The sequence below is a fragment of the Bifidobacterium simiiventris genome, assembly GCF_019331715.1.
Classification (GTDB): domain Bacteria; phylum Actinomycetota; class Actinomycetes; order Actinomycetales; family Bifidobacteriaceae; genus Bifidobacterium; species Bifidobacterium simiiventris.
On sequence record NZ_JAHBBG010000001.1, the window covers coordinates 184060 to 199509 of the forward strand.

14 protein-coding genes are annotated in these 15450 nt (G+C 63.2%); 4 read left to right on the forward strand and 10 right to left on the reverse strand.

The genetic code is table 11. The features are described 5' to 3' along the window. Window positions 1-37 precede the first annotated feature (37 nt). The 4 genes from KIH76_RS00840 to KIH76_RS00855 all read right to left on the reverse strand — a co-directional run bounded on the left by KIH76_RS00840 (window position 38) and on the right by KIH76_RS00855 (window position 4541). On the reverse strand, window positions 38-865 hold the full coding sequence (locus tag KIH76_RS00840) for a sulfite exporter TauE/SafE family protein (protein WP_219068737.1): 828 nt from the start codon (window positions 863-865) through the stop codon (window positions 38-40). A gap of 182 nt (window positions 866-1047) precedes the next feature. Beyond that, the gene (locus KIH76_RS00845) at window positions 1048-1893 is read right to left on the reverse strand and encodes a sugar phosphate isomerase/epimerase family protein (RefSeq protein ID WP_219068739.1); all 846 of its coding nucleotides are present in this window, start codon (window positions 1891-1893) and stop codon (window positions 1048-1050) included. 137 nt (window positions 1894-2030) lie between these two features. After that, window positions 2031-3251: a DUF993 family protein gene (locus tag KIH76_RS00850; RefSeq protein WP_219068741.1), complete on the reverse strand. Its 1221-nt coding sequence runs from the start codon at window positions 3249-3251 to the stop codon at window positions 2031-2033. Window positions 3252-3389: 138 nt separating this feature from the next. Next, the gene (locus KIH76_RS00855; protein WP_219068743.1) at window positions 3390-4541 is read right to left on the reverse strand and encodes a Gfo/Idh/MocA family protein; all 1152 of its coding nucleotides are present in this window, start codon (window positions 4539-4541) and stop codon (window positions 3390-3392) included. Window positions 4542-5240: 699 nt separating this feature from the next. Here KIH76_RS00855 and KIH76_RS00860 point away from each other — a divergent pair. Next, a complete protein-coding gene (locus KIH76_RS00860) occupies window positions 5241-5870 on the forward strand; it encodes a TetR/AcrR family transcriptional regulator (protein WP_219068745.1) in 630 nt (209 codons plus the stop codon). A 14-nt stretch (window positions 5871-5884) separates the two neighbouring features. Here the strand turns inward: KIH76_RS00860 and KIH76_RS00865 are convergent, their stop codons facing one another. From KIH76_RS00865 to KIH76_RS00885, 5 genes are read right to left on the reverse strand one after another with little or no spacing between them, the layout of a single operon-like run. Then, window positions 5885-6643 carry a tyrosine-protein phosphatase gene (locus tag KIH76_RS00865; RefSeq protein WP_219068747.1) on the reverse strand — a complete coding sequence of 253 codons (759 nt, stop codon included), beginning with the start codon at window positions 6641-6643 and terminating at the stop codon, window positions 5885-5887. 20 nt (window positions 6644-6663) lie between these two features. Further along, a complete protein-coding gene (locus KIH76_RS00870) occupies window positions 6664-7455 on the reverse strand; it encodes a PhnE/PtxC family ABC transporter permease (protein ID WP_219068749.1) in 792 nt (263 codons plus the stop codon). Beyond that, on the reverse strand, window positions 7452-8234 hold the full coding sequence (gene phnE / locus KIH76_RS00875; protein WP_219068751.1) for a phosphonate ABC transporter, permease protein PhnE: 783 nt from the start codon (window positions 8232-8234) through the stop codon (window positions 7452-7454). The genes KIH76_RS00870 and phnE overlap by 4 nt, the downstream gene beginning before the upstream one ends. After that, a complete protein-coding gene (gene phnC / locus KIH76_RS00880) occupies window positions 8231-9019 on the reverse strand; it encodes a phosphonate ABC transporter ATP-binding protein (RefSeq protein WP_219068753.1) in 789 nt (262 codons plus the stop codon). The genes phnE and phnC overlap by 4 nt, the downstream gene beginning before the upstream one ends. Beyond that, window positions 9016-9942 carry a phosphate/phosphite/phosphonate ABC transporter substrate-binding protein gene (locus tag KIH76_RS00885; protein WP_219068755.1) on the reverse strand — a complete coding sequence of 309 codons (927 nt, stop codon included), beginning with the start codon at window positions 9940-9942 and terminating at the stop codon, window positions 9016-9018. Before KIH76_RS00885 ends, phnC begins: the two co-directional genes overlap by 4 nt. 303 nt (window positions 9943-10245) lie before the next feature. Here KIH76_RS00885 and KIH76_RS00890 point away from each other — a divergent pair, with 303 nt between their 5' ends. From KIH76_RS00890 to KIH76_RS00900, 3 genes are all read left to right on the forward strand, one after another. Beyond that, a complete protein-coding gene (locus tag KIH76_RS00890) occupies window positions 10246-11247 on the forward strand; it encodes an AEC family transporter (RefSeq protein WP_219068757.1) in 1002 nt (333 codons plus the stop codon). 109 nt (window positions 11248-11356) lie between these two features. Next, the gene (locus tag KIH76_RS00895) at window positions 11357-13045 is read left to right on the forward strand and encodes a GH39 family glycosyl hydrolase (RefSeq protein ID WP_219068759.1); all 1689 of its coding nucleotides are present in this window, start codon (window positions 11357-11359) and stop codon (window positions 13043-13045) included. An 81-nt stretch (window positions 13046-13126) separates the two neighbouring features. Then, complete coding sequence (locus KIH76_RS00900; protein WP_219068761.1) at window positions 13127-14248, forward strand: LacI family DNA-binding transcriptional regulator; 1122 nt, start codon at window positions 13127-13129, stop codon at window positions 14246-14248. An 81-nt stretch (window positions 14249-14329) separates the two neighbouring features. Here KIH76_RS00900 and KIH76_RS00905 read toward each other — a convergent pair whose 3' ends face one another. Next, complete coding sequence (locus tag KIH76_RS00905; RefSeq protein ID WP_219068763.1) at window positions 14330-15349, reverse strand: hypothetical protein; 1020 nt, start codon at window positions 15347-15349, stop codon at window positions 14330-14332. Window positions 15350-15450: the final 101 nt, after the last annotated feature.

Genomic DNA, 15450 nt, shown 5'->3' on the forward strand with positions numbered 1-15450 from the left:
TCGGAAGACATGTTCGACAACATGCTTCCGGCACGGCTCAGTACGTCTTGATGCCGAGATCGATCGTCAGCACGATGCCGGCGATGACGGCGGCGACGCGCATGACGTTCGCGGGGATGTGCCGCGTGATCGGCGGCGCGATGTAGCCGCCGATGAAGCAGCCGATGCACAGCATGATCGCGGCCGGCCAATCAACCACGCCGCGCACGATGAACACGACGGACGCGGTGATGTTCGCGCCCGTGCCGATCAGCGTCTTCAGCGCGTTGATCTTGTGGAACGGGCCGATCTTGGCCGCGTCGAGCACCGCCAGCGCGACGGTGCCGGCACCGGCGCCGAAGTAGCCGCTGTAGACGGCCACGGCGACCACGCCGAGCCACACCCACCATTTGTCGTCGCGCAACGGCTGGACGGGCTGGTCCAGAGCGCCCGGCGTCTTGCCTTCCAATTGCGCTTGCGCCGCCGCGGCGGCCTGCTTGGCCTGCATGCGCCCGCGTGGGTTGAACGCGATCACCAGCGAGCTGAACAGGATCAATGCCGGCGCGAGGTATTCGAACACCTTCGGGTCAAGGGCGAGCAGCAGGATCGCGCCCAATACGCCGCCCACCGCGCCGATCGCAATGTATACGACGGAACGCAGCGTCTGACCCTTGAGCTCCTTGCGCGCGCCCAACATCCCACCGATGCCGGTGCCGACCACGCCGACCGTATTGGTGGCGTTGGCCAGCACCGGTGGGATGCCGAGCGCAAGCAGCGCCGGATAGGAGACGAGCGAGGACGCGCCCACCGCATAGCCGACGAATCCCGCGCCGACGCCGGCCAGCAGGATCAGCAACAACGTCAATATCGAAAATCCCGCGACCACAGCAGCCCTCCTCCGATACTTGCGGCCAAGTTGCCGCAACCTTGAGCGAGGATACGCCACTCAGGTCTTTCCCGTCCGTTTTGCGCGGTATATGGACAGGCTCCAGTATGCCGAAATGGGCGAAATCGAATTCGATTTCGCCCATTTCGGCATACGAGGTTACCACACTACGATGGCGTGGATCAGTGCACCGGCCAGTACGGGGCCACTTCCCGGTCGAACGCGTCGGAGACGCGCTTGGCGACCTCGTCGAACGGCGTGTTCCACACGGTCTGGTTGAAGATCTCGCATTCGATGTCGCCGCGCCAGCCGGTGGCGGCCACGGCTTCGGTCAGCGGCTTGAAGTCGATCATGCCCTCACCCATGTAGTGACGGCTCAGCAGCACGTCCTTCTCGAACGGCGTGCGGTAGTCGCACACCTGATAGGTGGCGATGCGGCCTTCGCGGCCCGCTCGTGCGATCGAATCGAGCACCTGCGGATCCCAGAAGATGTGGAACGTGTCGACGGTCACGCCCACGGCCTTCGGATCGAACGACGAGGCGATGTCGAGCGCCTGGCCGAGCGTGGACACGCACGCGCGGTCGGTGCAGTACATCGGGTGCAGCGGTTCGATGGCGAGCGTGACGCCGGCATCGAGCGCGTCCTTCTCGAGTTCGAACAGCGCGTCCTCGATGCGGCCGCGTGCGCCGGCGAGGTCCTTGGAGCCTTCTGGCAGTCCACCGACGACGAGCACGAGCGCCTTGCAGCCGAACGCGGCGGTCTCCTCGATGAGCTTGCGGTTGTCGTCGATGGAGGCGCGGCGGGCCGGGCCTTCGGGCATGGTGAAGAAGCCGCCGCGGCACATGGTGGACACGCGCAGGCCGGAGTCGGCGACCATCTTGACGGCTTCCTTGAGGCCCACGGCCTCGACCGGCTCGCGCCACAGGCCGACGCTCTGGTATCCGGCCTTGGTGAGCGTGTCGATGGTCTGCTTCAGGTCGGCGTGCTTGATCGTCGCCTGGTTCATGGACAGAATCGGATTGGTCATGATTGCAACATCCTTTCAATGATTGTCACGTCTGCCGAGCGTTGGAATTACTGTCATGTCGACCGAGCGTCAGCGAGCGGAGACATCTTTGCAGCGGTTTCCTTCCGCCGCTTCGTCATCGGCCGACATAACGCCGATCAGCGAATCCCGTTGATGGCGAGGAACGCGTTCCAGCGTTCGGCGGCGAGTTCGAGCTGCTCGAACGCACCGCAGTCGTTGGCAAGTTCGACGACGCGGCTCAGGTTCGGCAGGCTGCGCGCGGACTGCAGCCCCCCGACCATCTGGAAGACGGGCTGGTGGCCGTTGAGCCAGCTCATGAACGAGACGGAGGTCTTGTAGAACTCGGTCGGATGGACGAACACCTGCTGGGCGAGCGCCTGCGTGGGTTCGAGGATGCGCAGGTATTCCGCTTCGTCGCCGCGATCCAATGCCTGGATGGCGGCGGAGGCGTGCGGGGCGAGCACGCTGAACGCGCCAAGCAGCGCGTTGGAATGCATGACGACGCGGCCGCCGGTGCGCGGGTCGTCCTGCTCCGCGTCCTTGATGAGGTCGACGTAGTGGAAGTCGTCGCCGGTGAGCATCATCGTGCCTTCGGGCAGCATAGCGCGCATGTAGCGTTCGGAGTCGGCGTCGAGCAGCGACATCTTCACGCCGCGCACCTTGCCCGGATTGTGTTCGATGATGGTGAGCACGGTCTTGGACGCCTCATGCCAGTCGGAAGAGCCGAAGTAGCCGTGCAGCTGCGCGTCGAAGACCTCGCCGAGCCAGTGCAGGATGACCGGCTGCTTGGCCGCGCCGATCACTTCGTCGTACACCGTGATGTAGTCGGCCGCGGACCGTGCGGTGCGGCACAGGTGACGCGAGCACATGATGACCGGACCGTCGCCGGCCTCCTCGCACACGTTCAGCTGTTCGAGATAGGCGTCGACGATCTGGGCGAGCGTATAGTCGCCGCCCTGCTTGAGCTGGTCGGTGTTGACACCGACCGACACGAGGTCGGCGACGCTTCTGCCCCAGCCTTCCTTGGCCGCGTATTCACGGGCGGCCGCACCGGAACGGCGCATAAGCTCGGCGGTGGCGGCCCAGTCCATGCCGAGATTGCGCTGCGCGGTGTCCATACAGTCGGCGACGCCGAGGCCCCACGACCAGACCATGCGACGGAAGCCGATCGTCGCATCCCAGTCGACTTCGGCCGGCCGGCCCGGCGTGTTGTCTGCCCATGCGAGCGGCACGACGTGCGCCGCCGCGTAGGCGACGCGCGAGGTGAGCGGGCGCGTCGGCTTGGCGAACGCGGTGGCCGGGTTCGCCTCGACCGTGCGCGTCGCGCCGTTCTTGTCGATCAATGTGAATGCAGTCATATCATTCCCTTCCATGCAGCAATCCCATACGTCAATCCAACGAACCGGACTTCGCAATGTGCGCGCGGGCATCGTGATCGCGCGCACATTGCGAAGTCGGCCCCTCGTCTCGCGTCGCCGACCACGCCGATCAGCGGATCAGTAACGGCCTTCCGGAACCAGCACCTTCGCACCCTTGGCGGCGGATTCGTAGCCGAGTTCGGCCAGCCGCACGCCGCGCGCGCCGGAGGCGAAGTCGTACGGGTAGTCGGTGCCTTCGGCGAGCGAGCGGATGAATTCCTCCCACTGCGCCTTGAAGCCGTTCTCGAACGTCTCGTCGGTGTTGATCTCCTGCCAGCCGGCCATATAGTCGTGCGGATCCGGCACGTCCGGGTTCCAGAACGCCTTCGGGGTGACGTCGCGCACCTGGATCTCCGCGCCGAACAGGCCGACGACAGCGGAGCCGCGCGTGCCGTCGATCTGGAATTCGAGCAGTTCGTTGCGGTAGACGCGCGTGTTCCACGAGGAGTTCATCTGCACGGTGATGCCGTTGTCCAGTTCGAAGATCGCATAGGCGGCATCCTCGGCGGTAGCGTCGTACTTGTTGCCCTGCTCGTCCCAGCGTTCGGGGATCTCGGTCTTCGCCTCGGCGTAGACGGACTTGATGTGGCCGAACAGGCCCTCGATCACGTAGTTCCAGTGCGGGAACATGTCGGAGATGATGCCGCCGCCGAGTTCCTTCTTGTAGTTCCAGCTCGGGCGCTGCGATGCGCGCCAGTCGCCTTCGAACACCCAGTAGCCGAATTCGCCGTGCACCGACAGGATGCGTCCGAAGAAGCCGGAGTTGATCAGGCGGCGCAGCTTCAACAGGCCGGGCAGGAACAGTTTGTCGTGCACGACGCCGGTCTTGACGCCGGCCTTCTCGGCCAGTTCGACGAGTTCGCGCGCGTCCTCATAGGTTTCGGCGATCGGCTTTTCGGTGTAGATGTCCTTGCCGGCGGCGATGGCCTTCTTGATCGCGTCCGGTCGGGCGGAGGTGACGAGGAAGTCGGCGTACAGCGGGTATGCCGGGTCGGCGAGCACCGAGTCGAGGTCAGTGGTGTACTTGAGGCCGCCGTGCTTCTCGGAGGCTTCTTTGAGTTTGGATTCGTGGCGTCCGACGAGGATCGGATCGAGCTGGACGCGAGAGCCGTCCGCGAGTTCCACGCCTCCCTGTTCGATGATGGGCAGGATGGAGCGGCACAGGTGCTGCCGGTATCCCATGCGTCCGGTCGCACCGTTCAGAATCACGCCGATGGTCTTGTCTGCCATGTCCGTTCGTTTCCTTTCATTGATTGCGGCTTTGCAGTCACGGTCTTCTGTCTTGCGCTCAGCCGATGCCGACCGGCGGCGATCCGTCGCACAGCTTTTCGGTAAGCGCTTTCCATTGCTTACCAATATACACACCGGCAACCTGTTGGGCAAATCACAGAAACGCCGACGGCAGCACGCATCTCCACATCAATCCTCGATCGACAGTCTCGGTAAGCGATTTCGAAAACATATGTTCTCGGCAGGCATAGGGCACGTCCTCCCAGCATCGCGGCCTGCAACGAGCCACTCGCACTGCGCAAAGGCGATCGTGAGCGCCTACGCTTCATGGCCTTCATAGCAGACCAATGGATTGCATTCCGGACAACCGCGAGCAGGTCAGGAAATACGATCCAAGGCGCAGAAATCACCTGCGGAGGAGCAAAGAAGACGACCGTCCCGCACACCACGCGCACACCGCGATTCATCTAGGGTCCGGCAGCGCCCGGGGTGCAAGGCGAAAACCAGGCATTAGCACGACATGTCCGGCACAGGGTGTTCAACAAGGCTGGGCAGAGACCGAAACGGCATCGCCTGAATAAGAGAACCTGACGCGCAGGAGGAATTACGGCTCGCACGCCTTTCGCCCCTGGCGCGACTTTCCGGCCAATCTTTTACAAGTCGTATAATATTTGGCATCGGTTTTGATATGGAGGGGTCATGGGCGAATATGTGCGGCATGGGCAGCGTCAGTCGGATCTGATTCTCGACTGCGCCGAGGATCTGTTCCTGCGGGACGGCGTGGATGTCGTGTCCATTTCCGACATCGCCCGGGCCAGCGGTGTTTCCAGGCCCACCGTCTACCGGTATTTCAATACCAAAGAGGATATCTTCTGGGCGGTGTATTACCGCTTGCAGTCCTCATGCATGAAGGAGCTGACGGAACGACTGACCGCAGCGCCGGACACGTATCACCGATTCGTCGCCTACGTCGAGGTCATGTATAAGACGTTCGACGGGAACGAGCGTTATCTACTGGCCCAGGACATCTTCATGAGCAAGTACATCCGGGCCAGCGAGGATCCGCATGCCACGTTCTGGGACAATCCCTACAACACGTCGGGGATCCGCCCGGGCGGGATCATGCGCTATTTCGTGGATTTTCACGACGGGAGCGTAAAAGGTTCCCTCGATCCGACGACCACCGTCGTGTCGTTCGCGTATGGGGTGTCGTCGTGCATGGCCGTGTGTTTCAAGAGCCGCCGGGCGATCCCGGTGAAGTACGGCGTGGATCCGGTGGACGTGCTGCGCACCCAGATGACGTGGATGCTGGATTCGGTCAGGGCGTGAGCCCTTGGGAGCGTCTATTCGTCGACGAGGCGTGCGCGCACCCGGTTCACGGTGTCGTCTCCCACGCCGCACGCGTGCAGGTACGCCTCGACGGATCCGTATCCGTCGACGTATTCGTAGGCTTGGCGGATGGTGTTCGCGTTCGACAGCATTTCGGGCGGGATGTCGTCCATGTCTATCGGATAGTCGGAGGCAATCGAGTCAAGGAACCGTTGGTCGTTGAGGATGTACGACTGCGTGGTCTGGTAGTTGGCTTCGATGTCAGCGACCTGCACGCCGGCGATCATCAGCAGGAGCATTGACAGCACGCCGGTGCGGTCTTTGCCGGCCGCGCAGTGGAAAAGTATGGCCCCGGCGGGCGCCTTGTCGCCGATGTATTCGATGAGGTTCCTGACGACGTCCTTGCGCTGGTCAAGCAGTTGGACATAGAAGTCGCCGATCGTATACGCGTTGCCCCGGTCTCTGAGTTTGACGGTCGCGTCGTCGATGTCGCCGACCATGAACGATATGTGATGGTAGTCGATGTCGGGATCGTCTTTCATCACGTCCGGGTGTCTGACGGTTTCCTCCTCGGAGCGCAGGTCGATAACCGAGCGGATCCCGTAGTCGCGGAGGGTGGCCACGTCGGCGGGGCTGAGCGTGGACTGGTCTCCCCCGCGCAGGAATCTTCCCCATCGCGTGGCCAGCCCGTCCGAGGTGGGGTATCCCCCCAGGTCGCGTACGTTGCATGAGTTCTCGAGCGGTATGCGTCGCAGCGGTGTCGCGGATCGCATGTCTTGTGTTCCTTTCTATGTCAGTCGGTTTTCATGGCCTTGCGGATTGTGAGCGAGAGGGCTTCGAAGAGCATCATGGTCAGGTAGACGACGACGATGATCGTGCTGATCTCCGCGTAGTCGAAGCGCATGATGGCCTTGTTGAGCATGCTTCCCACGCCGGTGACGCCGAGCATGCCCAGGGATATGCCCGCGGCTACATCGGTTTCGAAGCAGATCGCGACCCATGCGATCAGCTTCGGCATGACGGATTGTGTCACGCCTTTGAGCGTGATGTCGTGCCATCTCGCGCCGGTCGCCTTCAACGCCTCGATGTGGCGGTCCCCGTCCTCTTCGAGTGCTGATACGAAGCTGCGGGTCAGGTATCCGACCGTCGGGAACAGCAGTCCGATGACGCCGCCGGTGTTGCCGAATCCGACGGCGGCCACGACGATGAGCACCCATACGAGCATGGGAACGGCCCTGATGACGGCGATCACGGCCTTGATGGCCGCGGCCAGTATGGGACATGGCGTGGTGTTGCGTGCCGCGAACGTGGCGAGCACGTAGGCGATGAGGGCGCCGATGACGAGCGCCGCGAACGCGAGGCTGATGCTGATGAGGGTTTGCAGGACGATTTCGGGTATTTTGGCGGGTGCGAACGCGATCATGCGTCGCGCCACGCTGCCGAAGTTGCCCAGGCGTTTGGTGAATTTGCCGATATCGAGGCCGACGCCCCACAGGCTCACCGCGAACACGGCGATTAATGCGATGGCCGCGAGGGTTCGTCTTGCGATGGTGGCGGGACTGGTGATGGTGATGTTATCGTTCATTTGATGCTCGACCTTATCGTGTTCGTCATGAGTTCGGTGATCAGAACGATGGCGATGACGATGATCATGATCGCCAAGGCTTCCCGGTATTTAAACAGCCTGATGGCGGTTTGGATCTGCACGCCGATGCCTCCGGCGCCCACCATGCCGAGGATGGTGGAGGCACGGATGTTGAGCTCGAACGAGTAGAGGGTCCAGTTGACGAACGCGGGCATGAACATGGGCATCAGGCCGTGCCAGAGGATCTGCGCGCGGCTTGCCCCGGTCGCGGCCAGCGCTTCGCCGGCGCGTCCGGACAGTTCGGTCAGACTTTCACCGTAGCTACGCGCGAGGAAGCCGAGAGATGAGACCGTCAGGGCGAGCAGGCCGACGATGTTGCCGACTCCGAACGCGTAGACGAACAGGCTGGCCCATACGAGGACGGGGATGTTGCGCATGAGGGATGCTATCGCCCGCGCGAGCCATCGCAGCGGTTTGAACGGGTTCGCGGCCTCGCTCATGAGGATGCCCAAAGCCAGGGCGAGCAGTGTCGACAGGTAGGTGCCAACAACGGCGAAGAGCACGGTCTGAATCGCGTATGGCAGGTAGTGCGCGATGTTCGTGAAGTCGGGAGGGAGGAACTTGCGGGCGAAGAAGACCGCGAATTGCGGGAACGAGGATACGATGTCGACGGGTTTGACCTCGAGGTATGCGAGGGCGGCCAGGAAGGCGGCGAGCAGACCGGCCGCAGTCAAGCTCCCCCGGTATCGGCCAAGACGCTCGCTGATCGTCGGGTTCATGGTCTGGCCCCCTGCAGCGTCATTTGCTCCTCCTTGCCTTCGTAGATGGAGGCGATGGTCTTGTCGTCCAGTCCCCTTGGGGATCCGTCGTAGACGATGCGCCCCTGTTTGATGCCGATGATGCGGGTTGCGTATCGTTTGGCGAAGTCGACCTGGTGGAGGTTGACCAGGCAGGTGAGATTGCGCTCCCCGGTGGCCTCGACGAGCGAGTCCATGACGACGTGGGCCGATTTCGGGTCGAGGGACGCGATGGGTTCATCGGCGAGCAGGAGTTTGGGGTGCTGGATGAGCGACCGGCAGATGCCGACCCTTTGTTTCTGCCCGCCGGATAGGTCGCCGGCCCTTTTGTGCATCTGGTCCCTGAGACCGGTGTGTTCGAGGAGTTCGGCGGCCTCGCGGATGTCGTCGCGAGCATAGAGTCCGAGCAGACTGCGAGCGAACGTCATCCGGCCGAGGCAACCGTGCAGCACGTTTTTGATAACGCTGGTACGGTCGATGAGGTTGTAGTCCTGGAACACCATGCCGATGTGGCTACGTTCGATTCTGAGCGCCCGCCCTTTGAGAGTTTCCATGTGGACACCGTCGAAGACCATGCTGCCGGAGGTGGGGTCGATCATCCTGTTGATGCATCGGATGAACGTGGATTTGCCGGCGCCCGAGGGACCGATGACTACGACGAACTCGCCCTTGGCGAAGTCGGCGTTCACATCGTCCAACGCCTTGGTTTTGCCATCGTAGGTCTTCGACAGGTGCCGTATGGACAGGAGCGTGTCCTTGCCCATCATTTGCTCCCGAGGTCGATATGGAGCAGGTCGAGGAGTTCCTTCGAGGATTTGTAGTCGTCCTCGGTGACGGGCACGAATCTGATGTCCTTGCTGCCGTGAACGGTCTCGAAGTATTCGGGGTCGTCGTAGGAGAGGAAGAACTCCTTGAGCTTCGCCTTGAGGTCAGCGGGCAGGTCCTTGCGCACCACATACGCGGGGTTCGGGATGGTGTCGGTCTTGTCGATGACCTTGATCTTCGACGCGTCGAGCTGGCCGGCCTTCTCCATCTGGGTCATCACGCTGGCCGCGACCGCGGCGGCGTCGTAGTCGCCCATTTCGACGCCCTTGGCGGAGGTGGTGTGGTTGCCGGAGAACGCGACGGTGCTGAAGAAGTATCCGCCGGATTCGAGCTTGTCGGGGTCAAGGCCGAGTTTCTTGACAAGGTACGCCTTCGGGTACAGGTAGCCGGACGAGGACGCCTGATCGACGAACGCGAACGACTTGCCCTTGAGATCCTTGAGACTGTTGATATCGCCCCTGTCCGCATTGGTGATGAACGCGGTGTGGTAATCCTCAGCGGTCGGCGTGGACACGAGCAGTTCGGCTCCGGCCCGCTCCTTGGCCTGGAAGTAGCTCATCGGACTGACGAGCATGACGTCGACCTTCTTGTTGGCCATGCCCTCGACGCCCGCGGTGTAGTCGGCGTTGTCGAAGCTGTCGACCTTGATGCCAAGAGCCTTCTCCATGGCTTGCGCGAACTTCTCGTGTTCGCCGTCCGTGCCCGGGTTGTTCTCATTGGGCATCTGGGCGACGACGATGTGGTCGGGCCAGTCAGGATGCTCCTTGTTCGCGGTCGCTGCGCCGGCCTGCGTGCAGCCGGCCAAGATCATGGCCGCGGCAGCCATGACGGCGATGGCTGCGATGGTTTTGCTCAGGTGTTTCATGGGATTCTCTTTCCTCTTGTCGTTCACCTTGCAAGACCAAATATACGATACAAATTTTTACATGGTGTAAGAATTTGTTGAATGGGACATGAACATCTCGGCAACGCCCGATGCCGGACTCCACCAAGGCTTCCCGTCGCCGCCCGTTTGCTCAACGGACGCCCGGCGCCGAATTGGTTGCAGCACATGGGGATCCGACCAACGCGCAGCCACGCGAGCTTGACATCGCCCGTCATTAGGTTTAACGTAAAACACAGTTGTTGAGTAAGGCGTGACTGTTCACGCACGTCAAAGGAGAGACTCGTGGGCCAGCTGATGAAACCGTTGACGTTTCTGCTGATCATCCTGATCGGCTATCTGCTCAAGCGTGTCGGCCTGTTCGGGGCGAAGGACTACCGCATCATGCAGGTCGTGGTGTTCGATGTGACGCTGCCGGCGGCGATCCTCGTCTCGTTCGCGACGAACCCGCACAGCGTGGACCTGCTGTGGGTCACGCTGTTTGGCTTCCTCGCCGCGTTCGTGCCGGTGCCGTTCGTGTTCTGGGCCACGCGCAGACGTCCGGTCGCGGAGCGCGCGTTTCTCATGCTCAACTCGTCCGGCTACAACATCGGCAACTTCTGCTTCCCGTTGCTGCAGGCGTTCTACGGTTCCGGCGCGATCGTGACCGGCGCGATGATGGACATCGGCAACGCGGTCATGACCACCGCCGGCAGCAACGTGATGACCACCACGCTCCTGCACGTCGACCCGGGCCGGCCGATCACCGAACAGCACGCCGGGGACGCGCCGACCCTGCCCGCGCCTCCCCGACCGGCCACGAAGGCCGGCCGCCGCGCCGCACGGCTCGCGCAATTCAAGGCGATCATGCTCGGCTTTCTCAAGTCCGGCCCGTTCGACATGTACATGATCATGACCATCGTCGTGCTATTCGACCTGCCGATCCCGACGCCGCTGGCCGACGTGCTCACGCCGCTGGCGGACGCGAACCCGTTCTGTTCGATGCTCATGGTCGGCATGCTCATGGAACTGCCCGGCAGCCGCGACGACGTGCGCGACCTCATGCAGGTGATCGGCTGGAGGATCCCGTTCGGCGTGCTCTTCGCCCTGGCCGCGTGGTTCCTGCTGCCGCTCGACCCGGTGACGCGTCAGGCCGTGGCGCTCATGTGCTTCGCGCCGACCGCCGTGTTCTGCACGCTGTTCACCGACCGCGTGCTCGGCAACGCCAGACTCGCCGGCTTCACGCTCGCCACCACCAGCATCACCGCCATGGTCCTCATGACCGCACTCCACATGCTCATGCAATAGCCCCCGCCACGAATCGGCCTCCGGTACGCCGCAGACCGTCCGCAACCACAAAACGTCCACCAACCACAAAACGTCCACCAACCATCCAATCAAACCAAGGAGAATCATCATGACCACCTGCCATATCACCGTCGATGCCGCGCAACTCACCGGCACGCTCGACCGTTCCTGGCGCTACATCGGCTACGACGAGTGCAACTACACGTACATGCCCGAAGGCAAGGAACTGCTCGCCAAGTTCGGTGCGATGCCCGACGCGCCATACTACGTGCGCACGCATTTCATGTTCTGCAACGGCAGCTGCCACGGCACGCAGAAGTTCGGCTCGTCGAACATCTACCGCGAGGACGCGAACGGCAACGCGATCTATGACTTCACGTACTACGACCTCATCCTCGACACGATCCTCGCCACCGGCAACAAGCCGTTCGTCGAACTCGGCTTCATGCCCGAGAAGCTCGCCGATCCAAAGTACAAGGAGCAGCCCGAGCTGGGCGGCGTGAACCACTACCGCGAGGTCGGCTGGACGTATCCGCCGGAAAGCTACGACAAGTGGCATGACTTCATGCTCACCGTCGCACGGCACTTGGCCGAACGGTACGGCGAAGACGAGATCAAGACCTGGTATTTCGAACTGTGGAACGAGCCGGACATCTTCTACTGGGCCGGCACCGACGAGGAATACTGCAAGCTGTTCGACTACACCGAGCACGCACTGCACGAGGCGCTCCCCTCGGCCAGGCTCTCCGGCCCCGCCTGCACGAGCGTCTACCTGCACAACGGCGGTCGGCGGCTCATGCAGGCCTTCCTCGCGCACTGCCGCGAGGGGCATAACTCCTGCACGGGCGGCACCGGCGCACGGCTCGATTTCATCACGTTCCATGCAAAGGGCGCGCTGCTGCCGAGCGACGACATGGCCGCCAAGTCGGTACCGAGCGTGGGCAGCCTTGTCCATCAGACGGAACTCGCGCTGGACGTGATTCGCGACGAGGGCTTCGCCGACCGAGAGGTCGTGATTTCGGAGGCCGATCCTGACGGTTGGGCGGCGGGCGGCATCGCCGACAACCCGAACATGCGCTTCCGCAACACCGAGTATTACGCGTCGTGGGTGGCGGCCGCGTACACGCGTCTGCACGAGCTGTGCGTGAGCCGCGGCGTGACGGTACGCCCGCTCGCATGGGCGTTCATGTTCCCGCAGGAGGAGTGTTTCGCCGGCACGCGCACGTTCTCGACGCTGGGCATCGACAAGCCGGTGATGAACACGTTCCGCATGTTCTCGCAGCTGGGTGGGCGCACGGTCGCGTTGCACAGCGACTGCGAGGCCGACGGATCGTTCGACCGCAGGCTGGTCGCCGATTTCGACGAGAAGACGCCGACCACGTACACCGGCGAGGGCGCGCAGACGGTGATCGCCGGCGTGGCGACGCGCGGCGGACGCGACGACGATGACGCAGCCGATGACGCGCTGCGCGTGCTCGTCTACTCGCACTGCGACGACGTCGACCTGCACGAGAGCCACGAGGTGGCGCTCACGATCGACGGCCTGAAGCCCGGGCAGTACCACGTGACCCACCAGCGCATCGACCACGACCATTCGAACGCGCACACGCTGTGGCTGGCCGAAGGCAGTCCGAAGTATCCGCAGGGCGAACAGTACGACCGTATCCGCAAGGCCGGCGCACTGCAGGAGCTGGGGCCGGAGCGGACCGTGACAGTGCCGGCCGGCGAGGCCGCGGCCACGCTGCGGTTCGCGATGCCGACGCACGCCGTCTCGCTGCTGACCGTGACCCGCAAGTAACCTGCGAGCGATCCGTCACCGACCGCGATTGACCATGACACGACCTGCATGTGCCGCTTCGACGCATGCAGGTCGTTTAAGATGAACGATATGAACGAGCAGCACGAGCACGCGGCCGATTCCGCGGATATGTCGACGCCGGTCACCTTGGCCGATATCGCCAAGGCGACCGGCTTTTCGCAGATGACCGTGTCCAACGCGTTGCGCGGCAAGCCGAACGTGAGCACGGCGAACCGCGAGCGCATCCGTCAGGTGGCGCGCGAGATGGGCTATCAGGCGAATGCGGCGGCCATGATGCTACGCAACCGTCGCAGCGGCATCATCCAAGTCGTGGTCGACGATTTCGAGGTGCCGTTTCATGCGCGCATCGCCAAATATCTCACACAGGAGGCCGTCCGGCACGGCTATCAGGCCGTGGTGCGCCAGTCGTCGAGTTCCGAACGCGAGGAGATCCGCGCGATCCGCCCCGATCCGGGACTGGTGTACGACGGCATCATCCTCGATGCTCCGAACATCACCGAGGATCAGGTGATCGGCCATGTGCAGGGCAAGCCGGCGCTGGTCATCGGCGATTGCGCGTCGTTCACCCGCGTCGATTCGATGGACACCGCCTGCGTCGACGGCGTGACGGAGGCTGTGGAACACCTGTGGCGGCAGGGTTGCCGTTCGTTCCGCATCTTCGGCGCGCAGCGTCCGTCCGGCCAGTCATCGGCGCATGAGACCGGCAAGGGGTTCGGCGTACGGCGCACGGCGGCGATCGAGGAGACGCTGCGTGCGCACGGCATTGAACTGGCGGCCGCACAGCGCATGGACTGCGAATGGACGATGGCCGGCGGACGCGATGCGACGCGGCTCATGCTGGATGATCCCGCGTGGAAGGCGGATGTCGCCGCCGGCCGGTGCGTCGGCATCGTCTGTCTGTCGGACGTGATCGCGTTGGGCGCGCTCGGCACGCTGGCGGCGGCCGGCGTGGCAGTGCCGGGCATGGCGAAGATCACCGGCTTCGACGGCATTGAGATGACGAAATATACGAATCCGCCGCTGACGACGGTCGAAATGGACGTACCTGCGATGGCCCGCACGGTGATGCGGCGCATGATCGCCATGGTCGAGGCCCGGGCCAAAGGCGAGCCCATTCCCCCAACCTCGCACGAATCGATCCCCTACCGGCTTATTCCCCGCGCCTCCAGCGTGCTATCGTGACGGATATCGCGGCAACTGCGCGCATATCACGGCAGCTCACCGGCAAACAGTCATTAACGGCATCACAGCGTATCCGTCATGTCATGTCTCGCGCACCAGACGAGGCAGCGAATCGACGCGAATCATCGACGCCGTGGCGATGACGCCCAATATCACGCCGCAATAGGCGGCGATCATGCCTCGCAGCGCCACATCACACCAGATCGTCAACGCGTCGCTCGTTCCGGAGGCCGACGGAGCGAGCACCATCGCCAGCAGTCCGCCGACACTCAAGCACGCAGGCAGCATCCATCCCGACACCGTGGCCGCGACATGCAAGGCGATCTGCGCCACACCGGCGCCGAAGTGCCGTTCCATCGCCAGCTCGACCAGTCTCGTGCGCACGCATACCGCACCGATCGCGGCGAACACGATCAACGCGATCAGCGGCGCGAATCGACTCGGCCGCTCGGTATAGTCCTCGGAATCCGGCGGAGTGGACGACAACAGAGGGTTGAGGTTCGTGGGCAAGATCACGTCCGCGATGCCCGGAGCATCCGTTCCGGCATCGGCGACCGCGGCGTACAGCGCGTCGCGTATCGAAGCGGTCATCGGCCACGCGCGCACCCAGCAACTGTCGAACATGCCACTGCGTTCGCTCGCCGGCGTATCGACGAACATCACGCTTGCATACTGCGGCTGGCGTCCGTCATTCGGCCAGTCATAGATGCCGGTCACGGTCATGCCGCCGCCATTGCGCATATGCAGTTTGTCGCCGACACCAAGGCCGAGCCGGTCGGCGATGCCACGCGCGACGATCAGGCCACGACTGCCCTCAACGTCGAGGATCGGCGATGGATCGGAGGATGTTTCGTACGCAACATAGGGTGCGTCAGGCAATGCCAGAACGGTGACCGGCTCCGTGACGCGTATCGCCATCGCGCCTTGGACGCCGGAAATGGATGTCAGGTTGCCGCATGCCGCACCGTCGATGCGTTCCGGAGCGTTGACGATCATGATGTCGCCTCCCGCACGACGGTATGCGGCGGACCCGTCGAGTAGCTGCCGCACGTTGAGCGCATCGGATCCGCAACATAGCAACAGGATGATGACCGCGGCCACGAACCACAACAGTGGGTTGCCGACCGAACAGTGAAGGTCTCGCGACGCTTCGGACAGTGGCCAAAGCCACGGTCGGTTGCGATGTTCCGCAGACCTATGGG

Excerpts from the sequence above, each read along its gene's own strand:
- KIH76_RS00845 (WP_219068739.1), bottom strand. The coding sequence starts at position 1,893 with ATGACCAATCCGATTCTGTCCATGAACCAGGCGACGATCAAGCACGCC.
- KIH76_RS00850 (WP_219068741.1), bottom strand. The coding sequence starts at position 3,251 with ATGACTGCATTCACATTGATCGACAAGAACGGCGCGACGCGCACGGTC.
- KIH76_RS00855 (WP_219068743.1), bottom strand. The coding sequence starts at position 4,541 with ATGGCAGACAAGACCATCGGCGTGATTCTGAACGGTGCGACCGGACGC.
- KIH76_RS00860 (WP_219068745.1), top strand. The coding sequence starts at position 5,241 with ATGGGCGAATATGTGCGGCATGGGCAGCGTCAGTCGGATCTGATTCTC.
- KIH76_RS00865 (WP_219068747.1), bottom strand. The coding sequence starts at position 6,643 with ATGCGATCCGCGACACCGCTGCGACGCATACCGCTCGAGAACTCATGC.
- KIH76_RS00870 (WP_219068749.1), bottom strand. The coding sequence starts at position 7,455 with ATGAACGATAACATCACCATCACCAGTCCCGCCACCATCGCAAGACGA.
- phnE (WP_219068751.1), bottom strand. The coding sequence starts at position 8,234 with ATGAACCCGACGATCAGCGAGCGTCTTGGCCGATACCGGGGGAGCTTG.
- phnC (WP_219068753.1), bottom strand. The coding sequence starts at position 9,019 with ATGATGGGCAAGGACACGCTCCTGTCCATACGGCACCTGTCGAAGACC.
- KIH76_RS00885 (WP_219068755.1), bottom strand. The coding sequence starts at position 9,942 with ATGAAACACCTGAGCAAAACCATCGCAGCCATCGCCGTCATGGCTGCC.
- KIH76_RS00895 (WP_219068759.1), top strand. The coding sequence starts at position 11,357 with ATGACCACCTGCCATATCACCGTCGATGCCGCGCAACTCACCGGCACG.
- KIH76_RS00900 (WP_219068761.1), top strand. The coding sequence starts at position 13,127 with ATGAACGATATGAACGAGCAGCACGAGCACGCGGCCGATTCCGCGGAT.